This window comes from Pseudomonas sp. C9, assembly GCF_002000165.1.
Classification (GTDB): Bacteria; Pseudomonadota; Gammaproteobacteria; order Pseudomonadales; family Pseudomonadaceae; genus Aquipseudomonas.
Genome location: NZ_MPAK01000001.1, coordinates 593,860 through 610,162 on the forward strand (window position 1 = coordinate 593,860; position 16,303 = coordinate 610,162).

The window sequence follows — 16,303 nt, forward strand, 5'->3', positions numbered from 1 at the left end:
CGGCTCTGTAGCAGCTGACGAGCTCCAGCGAGGCTGCGTCCGGCTGCGAAGCGGTCGTGAATCCGGCACGCGCGGTCTTACTGAAACACCACGCCGCCTGATCTCACGACTGCTTCGCAGCCGGACGCAGCCTCGCTGGAGCTCGTCAGCTGCTACAGACCGGTGTGGTTACAAGGAGAGGCGAAACTGTTTGGGGGTGATGCCGAACTGTTTGCGAAAGGCCCGGATGAAGTTGCTCGGCTGACGGTAACCGAGGCGTTCGGCAATTCGTTCGATGGGTTGATCACCGGCCGTCAGCCAATGCCGCGCCATGTCCAGGCTGTCGCTGCGGGTGGTGTGCGCGGCGGCGGTTTGCCAGTGCCTGAGCATGCTTTGATGCAAGAACGGATTGGCCCCCAGCAGCGGTTCGTCGAGGCTGGCCAAGGGCATTGTCAGGCACAGGTGCGGCCCCTCGTGCACGTCGATGCCGACGCTGCGTAACCACTGCCCCGCGGCCTGTTGCGGCGTGAGGCAGACCTCGACAAACACCTCGCCCGGCGCCCGTCCGACCCGTCGGGCGATGTTGCGCACCAGGGTCAACGCCGCGGCATCCAGACCGAAAAAATGCGGTTGCTGGTCCGTCGCGCGCAAGTGCAATCGGGCCTGCCCGTGCGCCTCTTCCAGTTCGGCCATCACGTAGTTGGTGACACGTGGCAGGAACTCGGTGAAACAGACCAGGCTGGCGCGCAGGGTCGTGGCGGAGTCCAGCAAAATGTTCAGCCCTTGCAGGCAATTGGTCGCCATCCCGTTGACCAGTTCACAGCCAAACGTCGCGCCCGCGCCCAGACGTTCACATTCACTCCAAAGCTTTTCGACGAGGTGCGCGGGAACCGGCAGCCCTTGCCCATCGTGGCACGACAAGTTGATGCCGGCCCGTTGCAGCAATTGCTCCCGGCACAAACCGGACTGTTGGGCGTGGCTGAGAATGGTGCGGGTAAAGGCGCTGGAAACGAACGGTTGATCAGGCATGGCAGGCTACGACGAGTAAACAGGGTTGTAGTTATGCCAGTGGTCATGGTATCGATCCAATGCATTAAAAGTATTCCAGGAATGCAGGAGACGCATGATGGACCTACGCCAGCTTCGCCACCTCGTGGCGCTCGCCGATTACCGTAATTTTGGCCGCGCCGCCGAGGCGATCAATCTCAGCCAACCGGCCTTCAGTCGCAGCATCCAGACCCTGGAGCGGGACCTCGGCTGTGCCCTGGTGGAACGCAGCAGCCGCGAGTTCCGCCTGACCGGCCAGGGCGAACTGGTGTTGCAACACGCCAGGCGCTTGCTCACCGGCAGCCAGGCGCTGCACAACGAGCTGACTCAATACAACGGCCTGACGGGCGGCGAACTGCACTTCGGCTGCGGTCCTTACCCGGCGCAACTGTTGGTGCCTGAGGCGCTGGCGCAGTTCATTCAAGCGCACCCGGCGATTCGCACCAGCTTTCACCTGGGCGACTGGGAGCAACTGGCGCTGTGGCTGCGTGAACAGCAGATCGAATTTCTGGTGGCCGATTCGCGTTACTTCACCGGTGATCCGCAGTATCAGGTGCAACTGTTGCGGCCCCGTCGCGGGCGATTTTTTTGCCGCGTCGGCCACCCCTTGGCGACGGGTGAACGCCTGCCCCTTCGCGCCCTGCTCGACTACGCCGTGGTCGGCACCCGGATTCCGCCGATGATTCGCAAGATCCTCGCCGATGTGCAGGGCGAGCCGGACTTCAACCCCAGCGTCGAATGCGCGCAATTCGATGCGATTCGCCGGGTGGTCATGCACTCCGACGCCGTCGGCATCGCGACCATGGAAGCCCTCGATGAACTGGCCAGCCAGGGGCATATCCACTTGCTGACTTTTACCGACATCCCCAGAGATGACCCGGCCCTGCAATTGCACTACGGCATCGTCAGCCGCCCCGGTCATTCCTTGACGCCGGCAGCGCTGGCGATGGTGGAAGCGATCCTGGCGGTGGACCAGCGATTGCTCGCGGTGGATCAGGTCTAACACCGCAAAACCTATAGGAGCCGAGCTTGCTCGCGATGGCGGCATATCAGTCACATAGAGGCTGAATGTTATGGCCCCATCGCGAGCAAGCTCGGCTCCTACAGGGGTTCTGCGTTGCTTTTGAATCAGGCGCGACGCGCAAATGACTGCATCATCGCTCGCGGCTCACCCAAGGCGCGTAGCAGGCAATGCATTGCTTCTTCACGGCTGCGTTCAAAGCGGTAACGGCCCTCGATGTACAGCGCCAGCTTCAGTTCTACCGATTCGTCCAGCGGCAACGGCACCTGTTGAAGCCCGAGTACGCTGGCGACCCGGCTTGGCAGGCTCATGCCGAAGGGCTGCCGATCCGCGATCAGCTTGGCGGCCAGTGTGCTTTGGGTGTTCACCGCAATCGTTCGGCGCAGACCTTTCAAGCCCAGATGCAAGTCCACCGGGCTGAGGCCGTCGCGGCGGCTGGAAATCTGAATCTGCGGTTGCTCAAGAAAGGCTTGCAGGGTGCGCGGCGGTTCCTTGAGCGCGGTGCCATAGGCAAACACGTAATGGTCGGCCGGCAACACCTGCTTGTGCAACCCGGCGAGCCCGGCCAGCGGTTGGTCGAGGTCGATGAGGATGTCGAGTTTGCCGCTGGCCAGCTCCTGCAAGGCATCGCGACGGCGCGGCTGGAAATAGCGCACCTGCCAGTCGGCCTGGGGGGATTCGAGCAAGGCATCGAGCAGCACCGGTTGCAGGCAATCCAGGCAGCTGATGCGTAACAACGGATTGTTCTGCCGCGCCGCCGGAATCATCCGCAAACCATCGCGCAATGATTCCAGGGCGGCGCGCACATAGTCCGCCAAACGGTGCGCGACCAGCGTCGGCGTCACGCCCAGACGGCTTTTGATGAACAGCGGATCGCCACACAATTCGCGCAGGCGGCGCAGCGCATTGCTCATGGCCGGTTGCGACAGGCACATCACTTCGGCGGCACGGGTGACACTGCGTTGCTGGTAAATGGCATCGAAGGCGAGCAGCAGGTTCAGGTCGAGCTGGCGTAAATCAAGCATGGTCTTGCTCCGGCAAATCGCTTAACGTCGAGCAGCCTAACCAGTGTCCCGGAACATGCTGTGAGCCCTACATGACAAAAAGCGATCAGCGACTGCCCCATCAACCAAGGTCCCATCAATCAAGACCGAATGCGTTTTATGCGCCGACCTTGCTGCCGGCCATCGAAGAACTGCTGGCCCGAGGCGTTGCCCGGGATACCCTCGAAGGTCTGTTTCGACGCAGCCTGTTCGAGCTGCGCACGCCCTTCATGCGCATTCCGCTGTTCCTGTCGCGGCGCTTCTGGACTTTTGCGCTGGAGCAGACCGGCGACCGTTTGATCGGTCTGGCGGCGGGCCGTCGCTTCGTTTCCACCGCCACCAACGGCCTGACCTACCTGTTCGATGTGGCGGCGTCACTGGAAAGTGCCTGCGCGTATTTCGAGCGGTTTTTCCCGTTCTTCAACGGGCATTTCCAGGCCCAGATCGTGCGCAGCGATGACGGTGTGGAATTGCGCCTGATCGACTGCGGCAGCGTGAAAGCCGGTGCGGCGACCACCGATTACATCCTCATCAGCCTGTGCAGCATGCTGCGCCGCAAGTTTCTCGCCAGTGGCCTGGAACGTGATCCGGTGTTGAGTGTTGGCCTCGCGTGGCCAAGGACCGCCAACCCGACCGATCACGAACAGGCGTTCCGCGCACCGGTGCGCTGGGCACAACCGCACCATTCGATTCGCCTGGACCGACAGTTGTTCGTGACCGCGCTGACGCCGGGCAACCATGAGCTGGAACACACACTGGTGGAGTTGCTGGAACAGACCCGGCGCAACAGCGAGCCTACGTTGCTGGAGCAAGTCAGCGACCATTTGATCGCCGATCTGGCCAGCGCCAACTGGCAGCAGTTTTGTAACGACCATCATTTGCTGGAACGCACGGCGGCACGCCGGTTAAAGGCGCTGGGCTGGAGTTTTTCGCAGCTGCAGGATGAGTACCGGCGCTGCCGCGCGGAAGATTTGTTGCAGGCGGCAGACCTGGAGTTGGTGGAGATTTCCGACCGGTTGGGCTACAGCGATGTGCAGAGTTTCAACCGCGCCTGTTTGCGCTGGCTGGGGTGTGCGCCGGGGGTGTATCGGACGCGGTGGGTGCAGCCTTCAGATGAGTGATGACCGGGCCGACGCCATCGCGAGCAGGCTCACTCCTACATTGGATTTGTGGCGTTCACACCCCCTGTAGGAGTGAGCAGGCTCGCGATGAGGCCGGTCCTGCCAACCTAAAACCTTACTGCCCCACCGCCACACTCGCAGGCGCCTGCGAGGGCGTCACGATGCTGTTCAGATCGATATGTTTCCACTGCGGTTGCGCCCCGAGGCGCGCATTGAACCGGTAGTTAAACGTGAATGCATCGGCCGTCGGCACGCTCAACGGTTTGCCGTACACCGCCTCAATTCCCGTCAGGTCATACCCCATCAACTGCAACAGCGTGGGGAAGATGTTGTAGTGGCTGGAGCGATCCTTGTTGACCGGCAATTGTGCCTGCCAATCCAGGGTCTTCAACGTGCTGCCCTGGATCACCACCAGCGGCACCAACCCCTCCTCTTCCACCGGGTCACCACCGCAATGGGTATTGAGCCCGGGATTGCCCCGCTCATGCAGATCCTGTCCGTGGTCCGAGGTGTATATCAGCAACGCGTTGCTCAAATCGGCTTGCACGAACACCCGTGAGAAAAACTCGCCGACGTTCCACAGCAAGGTGTTCTTGTAGGCATTGCGGTACAGCACCCAGTCATCCGGCTGACCGTTAAAACCATCACGCTTGCCGGTGTCCGCTACTTCCACAAACTGCCCGCGAGGCAAGGTCGGGCGGTACGCCATGAACGCATCCGGGTATTTATCGTGCACCGGAAAATGCGCGCCGACCTTATTGATCACCACCAGTTGCGGTTGACCGTCATTCAACAGTTCGATCAGCTTGGCCGCCGCCGCCATGTCGCGGTCACGCACGCTGGTCTGGTCGAATTGCACAAACTCGTCGATGTCCTTTTTCTCGGTGTCGTTCATCAGGTTCTGCAGGTTGCCGCCGGTACGCTGGGCGTCGATGTAGACTGTGCGCAGGCCGGCCTTCTTCGCGTACTGCCAGATCGACGGCAGCGTGCTGTTGATGCGCATGTAGTCAGCACGGGTGCCACCGTAACGCAACGTGACGTTGGTATCGGCGCTGCAATTGGCGATGGATGCGGCGTAGCCGTAGTTGAAAATCTCGACACCCGGACGCGGTTCCTTGAGGTTGCTGTGCACACCGAACGGCGCGTTGATGTCCAGGTAGTTGCCGGAAATGCTCTCGTCGATGATCAGCACAATGTCGTGGCCCACAGGCTGATTGTTCCGCGCCAGGCTCACCGGCTCACGCGGGCCAACGGTGTTGTGCAAGGCTTCATAGGTAAACAGGTTCAGATAAGCCAGCGGTGTGTACATGATCGGCAAGCCCCGGGCGCCCTCGCCGGCCCGCACGAACAACACCGCACTGAGCAGCAGCACCCCGAGTACCGGCGCCGCTACCAGCAACGCACCGGGCAGCGGCATGCGCCGGCGCGGCTTAAGCCCGATGCCGAACAACAACAGCAAGCCACCGACCACGCCACTGATGATCGCGTCGCGGTACTGGTAGATCGCTTCCTGAATGAACCCGCCGGAATACACCAGCGACACGAAGCTGCTGTAGGTCAGGTAATCGGCCGTGACTCGCGTATAGACGTCGAAAAATACCGCGGACACGAACATCACCAGCGCCAATAAATGGCGAATCAGCGACTGACGAATGTAAGCGGTCATAAACAGCGCCACCGTCAATACGATAAACATGCCGCCGAACAGCAACACCGGCAAACCGAGGCCCATCGCGCTCAAACGTTCGAGGTAATAGTCATAATTCTTAAACAAATAGACAACTAACAACAGTTCTTTGAGATATCGAATCATTATCTTTCCGGTACTTGCAAAGAGCATTTGGCCAATAGATTGTCGGTTATTTTTTGACACTAGCACCGAGCCATCAAACCGCAAGAAATGTCGGACTTTTACACAGCGCGTCAAAAAAACGTTGACTCAAAACTGACACACTTGTGGGGACAGATTCCCCAATTTTGTGCACGCGAGACCGTCTATCGTTTAATTTTAATCCTTAAAAACCCTTCAAAACCGCGACAAATCCAGCGCCAACAAGCACTTGATGGCATTTAGCCCCCGAAAACGGGGGCTCCTTACCACAACATCATGTCATTTTGCTGACACGTTTGGCCAACGCTGGGCTATACCCCTTTTGACAGTCTTTTCTTTGTTATCTCAACCGTCTTACGAGGCACGCCGATATGGACGTGAGCGTATTTGGTACGGGCTGCGTTGGCCCGATACAAGTAACAGCACTGGCCGATGTCGGACATCGCGTCCTGTGTGTCGACATTAATTCAAACAATATCAAACAGCTGCAACAAACAGTTCCGCCGCTCTGTGAGCCGATGTTTTCCAGCACTCTGGAAGAGGGTTTGCATTACAGCGCTATCGGTTTGCAGCACATTGCACCCGAGGCACCGCGTCCATGAAGATCCTCGTCACCGGTGCCGCCGGATTCATTGGTGCCCATTGTGTGTTGCGGCTGTTGCGCGACGGGCATCAGGTATTCGGCCTCGATAATTTCAACGATTACTACGACCCGCAACTCAAACACGACCGCGTGGATTGGGTGCGCGAGCAGGCCGGCCATTTCCAGCTCGCCACGATGGACCTGGCCGATGCGTCGGCCATCGAGGCCCTGTTCGCCCGTGAAAAACCCGAGGTGGTGATCCACCTCGCCGCCCAGGCCGGGGTGCGTTACTCACTGGAAAACCCCCGCGCTTACCTCGACAGCAATTTGAGCGGCTTCCTCAATATTCTCGAAAGCTGCCGCCGGCACCCGGTCAAGCACCTGATCTATGCCTCCTCCAGTTCGGTGTACGGCGCCAACCAGCACACGCCGTACTCGGTGCAGGACGGCGTCGACCACCCGTTGTCGCTGTACGCCGCGACCAAAAAAGCCAATGAACTGATGGCCCACAGTTACAGCCACCTGTTCGGCATTGCGTGCACCGGCCTGCGCTTTTTCACGGTGTACGGGCCTTGGGGGCGACCAGACATGTCGCCGATCCAGTTCGCCCGCGCCATCGCCGAGGGTCAGCCGCTGAAGTTGTTCAACTACGGCGAGCATCAGCGCGACTTCACCTATATCGACGACATCATCGAAAGCATCGCCCGCCTGATCGAGCGTGCGCCGCAGGCCAATGCCGATTGGGACCGCGAGCAACCCGACCCGGCCAGCAGCATGGCGCCATGGCGCATCTACAACATTGGTGGCCAGCACCCGGTGGAACTCAAGGACTACCTGGCGCTGCTGGAGAAACACCTCGGACAAAAAGCCATCGTCGAGTTGCTGCCGCTGCAACCGGGCGATGTGCTCAACACCTGCGCCGATGCCAGCGACCTGGCGCGCGCCACCGGTTTCCAGCCGAGCATTGAGCTGGATGAAGGACTCGGGCGTTTCATCGCCTGGTTCCGCGATTACTACCCACTGCCTATCGCCCACGCGCCGTTCGCGGCTGAACATCAGCGGAGGACCCTATGACTGGACATGAAAAGAGTGTGCCCCTCGATCAATTGTGCCGAAACAAACGCCTCGATCCCGAGCACCGGATTCGCATGGACGCGGCGATTCACATGCAGGGGCGCGGCTGGATCACCGGCCGTGACGGCGGCCGGCCCTGGACGCTGTCGCGCACGAACAGGGTTTTCGCCTGTGTCGGTGCGCTGATGATCCTGGTGCTGATTTCGCCGATGCTGCTGGGCCTGGCGCTGGCGATCAAGTTCAGCAGCCCGGGGCCGGTGATGTTCGTACAGAAACGCACCGGCTATCGCGGCCGAAAATTTGGCATGTACAAATTCCGCACCATGGTGGCTAACGCCGAGGAGCTCAAGGAGTCGCTGCGCCACCTGAACAAACACGGTGCCGACGCCATCGACTTCAAGATCGACAAGGACCCGCGCATCACCGGTATCGGCGGCTTCCTGCGGCGCAGCAGCCTGGATGAGCTACCGAACCTGATCAATGTAGTGACCGGCGACATGCGCTTGGTGGGTCCCAGGCCTACTTCATTCAACGCCTACCGCTACAAGGACAATCACCTTGCACGCCTGAGCATCTACCCCGGCATGACCGGCCTGTGGCAGATCTCCGGGCGCAGCAATATCGACTTCGACCAGCGCGTTGAGTTGGATCTCAGCTATATCGCCGAGCAGAGCCTTTTGCTTGATCTGAAGATCCTGTTGAAAACCCCCTTCAAAGTATTCAGCGGCCACGGAGCGAGTTAAATGGACGGTTCATCAGCCAAAAGCCTGAGCATTGCCAACCCGAGCGAGTCCAACCTGACGTCGACCGTGCTCGATCAAAATCTGCGGATCCTGCTGCTGACCGCCGCCAACCCCGGCGCCGGCACCACCACCAGCGCACTGGCCCTGGCCACGCAACTGGCACAGATGAGCAGCGGCCAGGTGCTGCTGGTCGACGCCAGCCAATCCTCAACCAACCTCACGCAGCAGCTGGGGCTGAGCAAAGAACGTGGTTTTCGCGACCTGATCTTCAACACCCAGAGCCCGCCGATGCTGCAGGACTGTGTAGTGAATGTCGCCAGCCTGCCCTTCGACATTTTGCCCAACGGCCGCTATGCGCACGGCACCGAACACCTGACCGCGGAAAGCATAAGCCCGTTGCTCGATCAACTCGGTAGCCGGTATCGCTTCGTGGTGATCGACGGTGACGCGGTGTATTGCGCCACCGACACGCTGGTCATCAGCACCCAGGTGGACGGCGTGATCATGGTCGTGCGCGCCGAAGACACGCGCTGGGAAGTCGCGCAAGCCGCGGTCCAGCGCCTGACCCAGGCCGGCGCGAAGCTGGTGGGCAGTGTGTTCAACCGCCGCAAGTACTACATGCCCAAATGGCTGTACAAAAACCTGTAAGCAACCAGAAAAAAGGATGACGCCATGAACGCCAAAATGCTTGTCCTGCTGTTGCTGCCGCTCGCAGGTTGCTCCAGCAATACGACTGAAACCCAAATGCCGGTACAGATCCTCACGGCCACACCTGCCAACGCCCAGGCCACCGACATGCCCAAGGTCGAGCAGACTTTGCGGCCACAGGATGTGCTGGACGTGATCTTCCACATCAGTACCAGCGGCTCGGATGCCTACCGCATCCAGTCCGGTGATCAGATCGGCCTGAACTTCACCGCGGCCAGCCAGCTCAACGGCAATCAACTGGTGCTGCCCGACGGCACCATCGAATTGCCCGGCGCCAACACCTCGGTGAAGATCGCCGGGTTGTCGTCCGAAGAAGCGCGCCAGGAAATCCAGCGTGCCTATCAGCGCAAACAACTATTCCAGCCGAACCGCAATCAGTTGACCGTGCAAGTCATCAGCCCGCTGAGCAATGAGTCCAACCTCAAAAGCGCGCTGAACCACCCCGCCACCGGCATGAGCCGGGAGATCACCGTGGGCACTGACGGCTATGCGAGTTTCCCGGAAATCGGTGCCGTGCCACTGCAAGGCATGACCGTCAATCAACTGGAAGCCTTCCTCAACAAACGCTACGCGCAATTGCCGGGGCGGATGACCGTCGACGTGCTGCTCAAGTCCACAGCGGGCAACGAAATCTATGTGTTGGGCGAAGTCGGACAACCGGGTTCGTACCCGATTCGCCGACCAGTCTCGGTGCTTGAAGCGCTGACCCTGGCACGGGGCAGCAATGCCAAGGCGCGGCTCGATTCGGTGGTGATCATGCGTCGCAACGGCAATCAGGTTAAGGCCGTGCGTTATGACGTGGAGAAAGCCCTGGCCGGCGATGCCTCGCAAATCGCCTACCTGCAACCGGACGACATGCTCTACGTGCCCAAGACCAAACTGGCCAGCGCCGGTGAGCTCGCGCGGCAACTGGCGGACGTTGTGTTGTTCCAGGGTGTGGGCCTGAGTTTTGGCTACCGCCTCGACAACAAAGACGACAACAACAACTGACTCTCAGGTGACCTGACATGAATCCAAAGGAAAACTACCTGCATGAGTTCTTCAGGATCTTCTTCGCCAACAAGCAACTGGTGAAGCGGGTGTTCTTGGTCTTTGCAGTGATCGCCCTGGTCTTGCCGCTGCTGCTCAAACAGAGCTTCGACATCACCGCGCAAGTCATCGTGCAGTCGAAAAAACTCTCCCAGGGCGACGCCACCACATCCCTGACCGTGGACAACGCCACCTTCATTCCGCCATCGCTGGCGGACATGGAAACCGAGAGCAACATCCTGCGCTCCCCGGCCCTGATCCGGCAGACCATTGCCGAGTTACGCGACAAGGGTGAATACAGCCCCGCTCCCGGTGTGTTCAACAAACTGGTGGCTCAGCCGTTCAAGCGATTCGTCACCACGCCGCTGCGCGAACACCTGATCAACCCGGTGAGAGCCGCGCTGGGTATGGAGATCGATCCGGTGCGTGACACGGCACTGGACACATTGACCCAACAGGCGATCGATAGTTTGAAGATCGAAACCCTGCCCGGCTCCAACGTGATTTCGATCATCTACAGCTTCCCCGATCCGTCCCAGGGCACCAAATTTGTCGCGGCATTGCTGCAAAACTACCTGGCCAGCCGTCAGGAACTGCAATCGATCGACCTGCCGCAAAGCTTCTACGAAACCAAAAAGAAGCAGTACCAGACCCGTCTCGATGGCCTGGAAGGTAATCGGCTGGCCTTGCTTGAAGATGTCGCCTCCTCTGATCCTAAGGAAGAAATCACGTTCCGCCTCAACGCGATCAACACCGAGGAGCAAGCGCTCAACCTGTATCAGGATCGCCTGCTGCAAAGCCAACGCTGGCTCGACTACCTGAAAACCAGCCTGGCCGCCGCCAGCAATTCCAAACTCAACGACTACACCTTCCCCTACACCTTCACCACCACCGTGGACAACGTGGCGTTTGAAGATCGCGAGATCAAACAGATGGGTGAGGCACTGACCACTCAGGTCAGCCGCTACATGAACGACCTGGCGATCTTCCAGCCGGGCAGCGAACCGATGCTGCTGACCCGCGAGCAAATTGCCCGCACCCGCCAGCAGTTTCTGAAAGTGGTGAGCAACCGGATTCAAGAGCGCACCAACGACCTGGCAATTATCAGCTCGGTGATTGACCAGAAGACCGCGCGCATCGCCGAGTTCAAGAATCGTATCCATCAGTTGCAGGAAACCCAGAGCAAGCTGCGGCAGATGGACACCGAGATCGACGCCTTGCACGCGGCGTTCTCCACCTATGCGCAGCGCTTTGCTGAAAGCAGCACCTCGCGTTCGCTGGACAACGACTTGTCCAACGCCCGGGTCCTGAGCCCGCCGTACGAACCGACCGAAGCGGCGTTTCCAAAACCGTTGCTGATCATCCCGTTCGGCTTGCTCACCGGCTTGCTGCTGGCCATTGCACTGGTCTATGTGCGTGAGTTCTTCGATCACCGCTTCAAAGCCCCGGCGCAAATCACCCATGAACTGGGCCTGCCGGTGCTGTTGGTGATCAATGATCAAAACGTCGAGCCGACCAACCCGCACAAGAACTGGTCCGTGCCAAGCCTTGTGCATTGGGTGCGCAATTGAACGCGCCGCTCAACCCCGCCACCGCCCTGCCGATCATTCATTTGCTCAGCAGCGGTGGCTTTTATGGGGCTGAGCGGATGCTGCTGGACCATTGTCTGGCGACGCCGGGGCAGCACCAGGTGCTGTTTCTCGATGCGCCGCCAGAGCTGATCGCACGGTTTCGCCAGGCCGGCGTGGATTGCCGGGACTGCGCGGGACTCGGACCGTTGTTGGCGCATTTGCGTCAGCGCCGGGCGGAATGGCCGCTGATCAACACACACAATTTCAAAGGCCTGCTGTTTGGCTGGGTTGGCGCCACTGTGTTGCGCTTGCCGCTGGTGATCACCCAGCACGGTTTCACCCCGCGCAGCCGCAAGCAGAAATTCTACACCTGGCTGAGCCTGCAACTGTGCCGCACCGCCTCGGTGAATCGTGTGGTCTGCGTCGCCGAAAGCATCGCCGCACTGTGCCGTCAGGCCAGCGTGCGAGCGGACAAGTTGCAGGTGATTCCCAATGGGTTGCCCGCCGCTACCAGCCTGCTTGCGCCCAACGAGAAGCGCCCGCGCTGGTTGGCCGGTTACGTCGGGCGGCTGAGCAGCGAAAAAGGCCCCGACCTGTTTCTCGATGCGCTGATTCCACTGTGTCAGCAACACCCGCAACTGGATGCCGTGATGCTCGGCGACGGCCCGGAACAGGAATCGCTGCTGGCGCGCATCAACGCGGCGGGTTTGCAGGCGCGCATCAACTTGCCGGGTTATCAGACCGACATGCATGCGTGGTGGCGCCGACTCGATGCGCTGGTGATCAGTTCGCGCACCGAAGGCACGCCGATGATTTTGCTCGAAGCGATGCAGGCCGGGGTGCCGGTGGTGGCGTTCGGTGTCGGCGGGATTCCTGATGTGCTGGAGGATCGGCACAACGGCTTGCTGGCGGCACCCGCCGACAGCGCCGCCCTCGCCCGCCAGATTGACACTTTGCTGACGGAACCGGCACTGGCCGCGCAATTGGTCGACAACGCAAAACGTACCCAACTGGAGCGCTACGACCTCAAGGCATTGGCCGAACGCTGGTCGCAGCTTTATATCCGTACCGCACGGGAGGCTCGCGCGTGATCTTTCCGCTCTCGATCGTCAGTTTGCTCGGCCTGGTTTGCCTCGGTTTGCTGGCCAGCCCTTATCCGTACCTGGCACCGGGCGCGGTGCTGGGCCTGGTCGGTATCGCGATGCTGTACCGCAAACCCACCTGGGGCTTGCTCGGCATTGCGGCACTGGTGCCGTTCGAAGGGTTCTTCAAGGACAGTTCGCTGTCGGGCACCAAGTTCATCGGCGCGTCGCTGGCGCTGATCCTGATGTTGCAATTGGCCATCCACCAACTGCCGTCCGAACGCCTGCGCAGCAATATCTGGCGTTTCCTGATCGGGTTCCTGGCGCTGTACCTGCTCAGCCTGTTGAACACCGACGACATGGGCATGTCGTTGGGGCACCTGCGAGAACTGAGCGTCGGCCTGATCCTGTTTGTAATCACCCTGCTGATTGGTCGGGACCTGAACCTGGACCTGTTCGCCAAACTGGTCACCGTCAGCGTCACGATAACGTGCATGCTGGCAATGTTGTCCAGCAAATATCAGGATCAGGGCCGCGCCGCCGGGTTGCTGGAAGACCCGAACGCCTTCGCCATGCTGATCGCCTTCGCCGTGCCGCTCGGTTTGATGTTGGCGATTCGCAGCCCAAACCTGCTGCAACGCCTGTTCTGGGGCGGGTGCTGCATTTTGCTGTTGGGCGGCATGACCAAGACCGAATCGCGCTCGGGGTTGGTGGTGTTGTTCCTGAGCCTGATGATCGGCGCGTGGCACTACCGCACGCACCTGTCGCGCATCCGTGCGCGGCACCTGGGGTTCGCCATGCTCGGCGTGGTGATTGTGATTCCACTGGCCATTTATGCGATGCCGGCGGGTTATGTCGCGCGTATCCAGTCCTTGAGCATCTTGAGCGCGGGGGCCAAGAGTCAGGACGAATCCCTCGGCCGTCGCGCCTCCTACATTGTGGTCGGCAGCGACATGATCCGGGAAAACCCGCTGCTGGGAACCGGCCCCGGGACCTTCCCAATGCATTACGCCACCACCGGTTATGCCAAGGCGTTTTCGGCCAACCGAAAAGCCGGCGATTTGTACCGCCGGGCCCACAATACTTACCTGGAAATCTTCAGTGAACTGGGGATTCCCGCCGGCCTGCTGTTTGTCGGCATGCTCGCCCTCGGCTTGTACAACCTGGCCCGCGCCCGCCGCCTGTGGCTGCAGCGCAACAATCAGGACCAAGCCGATCTGCTGACACACCTGAGCATGAGTTTTCTCTCGTTGACGCTGTTCTTGATGTTCCTCAGCGCACCGAATCAAAAGTACGTGTGGATCATGCTCGCCCTGACCAGCGTGCTGCGATTGAAAGCCGAAGATCGTTCACTGCCGGAGGCCCGGGCATGAGCCGCATCAGCATTGTCATCCCGATGTACAACGAAGCCCGCCACATTGCACGCACCCTGCTGGCCGCGCAAAAGGCCGCACATGCCGCCGACCTGGAATGCGAGTTGATTGTGGTCGACAACGGTTCCGACGATCAGGGCCCGCACATTGCCCATCAGTTCGGCGCCCAGGTGCTGGTGCAGCCCGGCTTGCTGATCGGTGCGCTGCGCAATCGCGGAGCGGCCGTTGCCAGCGGTGAATGGCTGGCCTTTATTGATGCCGACATCGAAATGCCCGAGGACTGGCTGACGCAGCTGCTCGCGATCGAAGCCACGGCGCAAGCCGATGTTTTCGGCCTGGACCTGCACACCCCGGCCGAGGCGCCCTGGTATGCCACCGCCTGGCAACGTCGCACGCTTCGCCCTTCGCGCAATGGCGCGCACGCCGTGGATTGGTTGCCCAGTGCCAATTTGCTGCTGCGCCGCATCTGGTTCGACAAAGTCGGTGGCTTTAACGAGAACCTGCGCACCGGCGAGGACAAAGAATTCACCCTGCGTCTGCATGAAGCCGGCGCGCGCCTGCTGATCGTCAACCAAAGCGTCGCTATACATTGGGGCTACGAAGCCAATTGGCGTGAATGGATGGGCAAGGAGATGTGGCGCCAGGGCAGTCATCTGCAACTGTTGCGCACCCATGGCATAAGCCTGCGACTGTTGCGGTTTCCGCTGTTGTCACTCGCGGCCTGGGTGCTCGACTTGATGGCGATTTCTGCGCTGTTCAATGGCTTTCCGCATCATGCGGCGATCATGTTGATGCTCACTGCCCTGCCGGCACTCATGCTGAGCCTGCGTCAGAGTCACGAGCACCGCAACATCTGCCTGGTCACTCAACTCTGGGGCCTGCATTGGGTGCGTCTGCACCTGGCAGGCGCCGCATTCATCCTCAGCCTTTGTCATTGGAATGCCAGGAGGCCCGCCCGTGGCTGAATTCATTTTCTGGTTGTGCCTGTTGTTGCCGGTTTACGCCTATCTCGGCTATCCGTTGCTGCTGACCGTGCTCGCGCCACTGTTCGCAGCACCGCGCTATGGCGAGCCTGTGCCGATGAACGTGAGCATCGTGATCGCCGCCCACAACGAAGCGCGACACATTGAACACAAGCTGCGCACCCTGCTCGCCCAGGATTACCAGCCGGCCTCGTTGCAGATCATTCTGGCCAGCGACGGTTCAACCGACGACACGGTGGCCTGCGCGCTCAATGTGATGGACCCGCGCATCACCGTGCTCGACCTGCCGCGCCAGGGCAAAGCCGCGACCTTGAATGCCGGCGTGGCGTTGACCAGCGGCGATATCCTGGTGTTCACCGATGCCGACAACCAATGGTCGCGCGACACCCTCGGCCACTTGCTCGCGCCGCTGAGTGATCCGCAGGTCGGCGCCTGTGCCGGGCACATGGTGATCCCGGTCACTGGCAAAGGCTTGAGCGTCGGCGACAGCCTGTATCGGCATTACGAAGGTTGGTTGCGCAGGGTGGAAAATCGCACCGGCTGCATGGTCTCCGCCGACGGTGCCCTGCTCGCCTTGCGCCGCGAGCTGTTCCAGGACGTGCCGGCGGAGGTCAACGATGACTTCTTTATCAGTACCTGCGCACCGGTGGCCTTCAAGCGCATCGTCTATGTGCCCGAGGCGCAAGTGATCGATCACGGCGTCGATGAAGCGGACAAACAATTTCGCCGTCGCCAGCGGGTCACCGTCGGCGGTTTGCAAAGCCTGGCGCAGCGCAGCGAACTGCTCAACCCGTTGAAGCATGGCCTGTATTCGATTGCGTTGATCAGCCACAAGTTGATCCGGCGTCTGGCGCCGATCCTGTTGCTGCCCTTGCTGCTGAGCAATTTCTGGCTGTGGGACGACCACGGTTTTTACCGCCTGAGCCTGATCGCGCAGTTGATCGGTTATGGGATCGCCGTCCTCGGCCTGCTGGATTCACAACACCGTTTGCCCAAGCCCTTTCGCCTGGCCGCGTTCCTGCTGGTGACGCTTGCCGGAATGAGCATCGGCCTGTGGCAGTTCCTGCGTGGCCAGCGCTATGCCCAGTGGAATCCCGAACAGAATCGTTGAAAGG

General features: G+C 60.5%; 14 protein-coding genes and 1 pseudogene. 12 read left to right on the forward strand and 3 right to left on the reverse strand.

Annotation, left to right across the window (positions count from 1 at the left end; all coding sequences use genetic code 11):
* Positions 1 to 168: 168 nt before the first annotated feature.
* Positions 169 to 1,008 carry a helix-turn-helix domain-containing protein gene (locus BMS17_RS02785; protein WP_077430379.1) on the reverse strand — a complete coding sequence of 280 codons (840 nt, stop codon included), beginning with the start codon at positions 1,006 to 1,008 and terminating at the stop codon, positions 169 to 171.
* 94 nt (positions 1,009 to 1,102) lie between these two features.
* Here BMS17_RS02785 and BMS17_RS02790 point away from each other — a divergent pair, with 94 nt between their 5' ends.
* On the forward strand, positions 1,103 to 2,029 hold the full coding sequence (locus BMS17_RS02790) for a LysR family transcriptional regulator (protein ID WP_256577130.1): 927 nt from the start codon (positions 1,103 to 1,105) through the stop codon (positions 2,027 to 2,029).
* Positions 2,030 to 2,154: 125 nt separating this feature from the next.
* On the opposite strand, the gene BMS17_RS02795 is transcribed toward BMS17_RS02790, so the two are convergent.
* Complete coding sequence (locus BMS17_RS02795) at positions 2,155 to 3,072, reverse strand: LysR family transcriptional regulator (protein WP_046027915.1); 918 nt, start codon at positions 3,070 to 3,072, stop codon at positions 2,155 to 2,157.
* Between the two features lie 71 nt (positions 3,073 to 3,143).
* Between BMS17_RS02795 and BMS17_RS02800 the strand changes: the two genes are divergently transcribed.
* Entirely contained in the window at positions 3,144 to 4,211 is a 1,068-nt protein-coding gene (locus BMS17_RS02800; RefSeq protein WP_046027917.1) for an AraC family transcriptional regulator ligand-binding domain-containing protein, read from the forward strand.
* Positions 4,212 to 4,326: 115 nt separating this feature from the next.
* Here the strand turns inward: BMS17_RS02800 and BMS17_RS02805 are convergent, their stop codons facing one another.
* Positions 4,327 to 6,024 carry a sulfatase-like hydrolase/transferase gene (locus tag BMS17_RS02805; RefSeq protein ID WP_046027918.1) on the reverse strand — a complete coding sequence of 566 codons (1,698 nt, stop codon included), beginning with the start codon at positions 6,022 to 6,024 and terminating at the stop codon, positions 4,327 to 4,329.
* Positions 6,025 to 6,413: 389 nt separating this feature from the next.
* Here BMS17_RS02805 and BMS17_RS02810 point away from each other — a divergent pair.
* From BMS17_RS02810 to BMS17_RS02855, 10 genes and pseudogenes are all read left to right on the forward strand, one after another.
* A pseudogene (locus BMS17_RS02810) lies at positions 6,414 to 6,590 on the forward strand (UDP-glucose 6-dehydrogenase); the annotation flags it as partial.
* 50 nt (positions 6,591 to 6,640) lie between these two features.
* Positions 6,641 to 7,699, forward strand: coding sequence for an NAD-dependent epimerase (locus BMS17_RS02815; protein WP_046027921.1), 1,059 nt, complete (start codon positions 6,641 to 6,643; stop codon positions 7,697 to 7,699).
* The gene (locus BMS17_RS02820; RefSeq protein ID WP_077430380.1) at positions 7,696 to 8,442 is read left to right on the forward strand and encodes a sugar transferase; all 747 of its coding nucleotides are present in this window, start codon (positions 7,696 to 7,698) and stop codon (positions 8,440 to 8,442) included. The genes BMS17_RS02815 and BMS17_RS02820 overlap by 4 nt, the downstream gene beginning before the upstream one ends.
* The gene (locus BMS17_RS02825) at positions 8,443 to 9,090 is read left to right on the forward strand and encodes a CpsD/CapB family tyrosine-protein kinase (protein WP_046027924.1); all 648 of its coding nucleotides are present in this window, start codon (positions 8,443 to 8,445) and stop codon (positions 9,088 to 9,090) included.
* A 24-nt stretch (positions 9,091 to 9,114) separates the two neighbouring features.
* Positions 9,115 to 10,140, forward strand: a complete 1,026-nt coding sequence (locus BMS17_RS02830; protein WP_046027926.1) for a polysaccharide biosynthesis/export family protein — start codon at positions 9,115 to 9,117, stop codon at positions 10,138 to 10,140.
* A gap of 17 nt (positions 10,141 to 10,157) precedes the next feature.
* The gene (locus BMS17_RS02835; RefSeq protein ID WP_046027927.1) at positions 10,158 to 11,750 is read left to right on the forward strand and encodes a Wzz/FepE/Etk N-terminal domain-containing protein; all 1,593 of its coding nucleotides are present in this window, start codon (positions 10,158 to 10,160) and stop codon (positions 11,748 to 11,750) included.
* Positions 11,747 to 12,841: a glycosyltransferase family 4 protein gene (locus BMS17_RS02840; RefSeq protein ID WP_077432162.1), complete on the forward strand. Its 1,095-nt coding sequence runs from the start codon at positions 11,747 to 11,749 to the stop codon at positions 12,839 to 12,841. Before BMS17_RS02835 ends, BMS17_RS02840 begins: the two co-directional genes overlap by 4 nt.
* The gene (locus BMS17_RS02845; RefSeq protein WP_077430381.1) at positions 12,838 to 14,205 is read left to right on the forward strand and encodes an O-antigen ligase; all 1,368 of its coding nucleotides are present in this window, start codon (positions 12,838 to 12,840) and stop codon (positions 14,203 to 14,205) included. The genes BMS17_RS02840 and BMS17_RS02845 overlap by 4 nt, the downstream gene beginning before the upstream one ends.
* Positions 14,202 to 15,170 (forward strand): glycosyltransferase, encoded by a 969-nt coding sequence (locus tag BMS17_RS02850; RefSeq protein ID WP_046027930.1) that lies wholly within the window; start codon positions 14,202 to 14,204, stop codon positions 15,168 to 15,170. Before BMS17_RS02845 ends, BMS17_RS02850 begins: the two co-directional genes overlap by 4 nt.
* Positions 15,163 to 16,299 carry a glycosyltransferase family 2 protein gene (locus tag BMS17_RS02855; protein WP_046027932.1) on the forward strand — a complete coding sequence of 379 codons (1,137 nt, stop codon included), beginning with the start codon at positions 15,163 to 15,165 and terminating at the stop codon, positions 16,297 to 16,299. The genes BMS17_RS02850 and BMS17_RS02855 overlap by 8 nt, the downstream gene beginning before the upstream one ends.
* Positions 16,300 to 16,303: the final 4 nt, after the last annotated feature.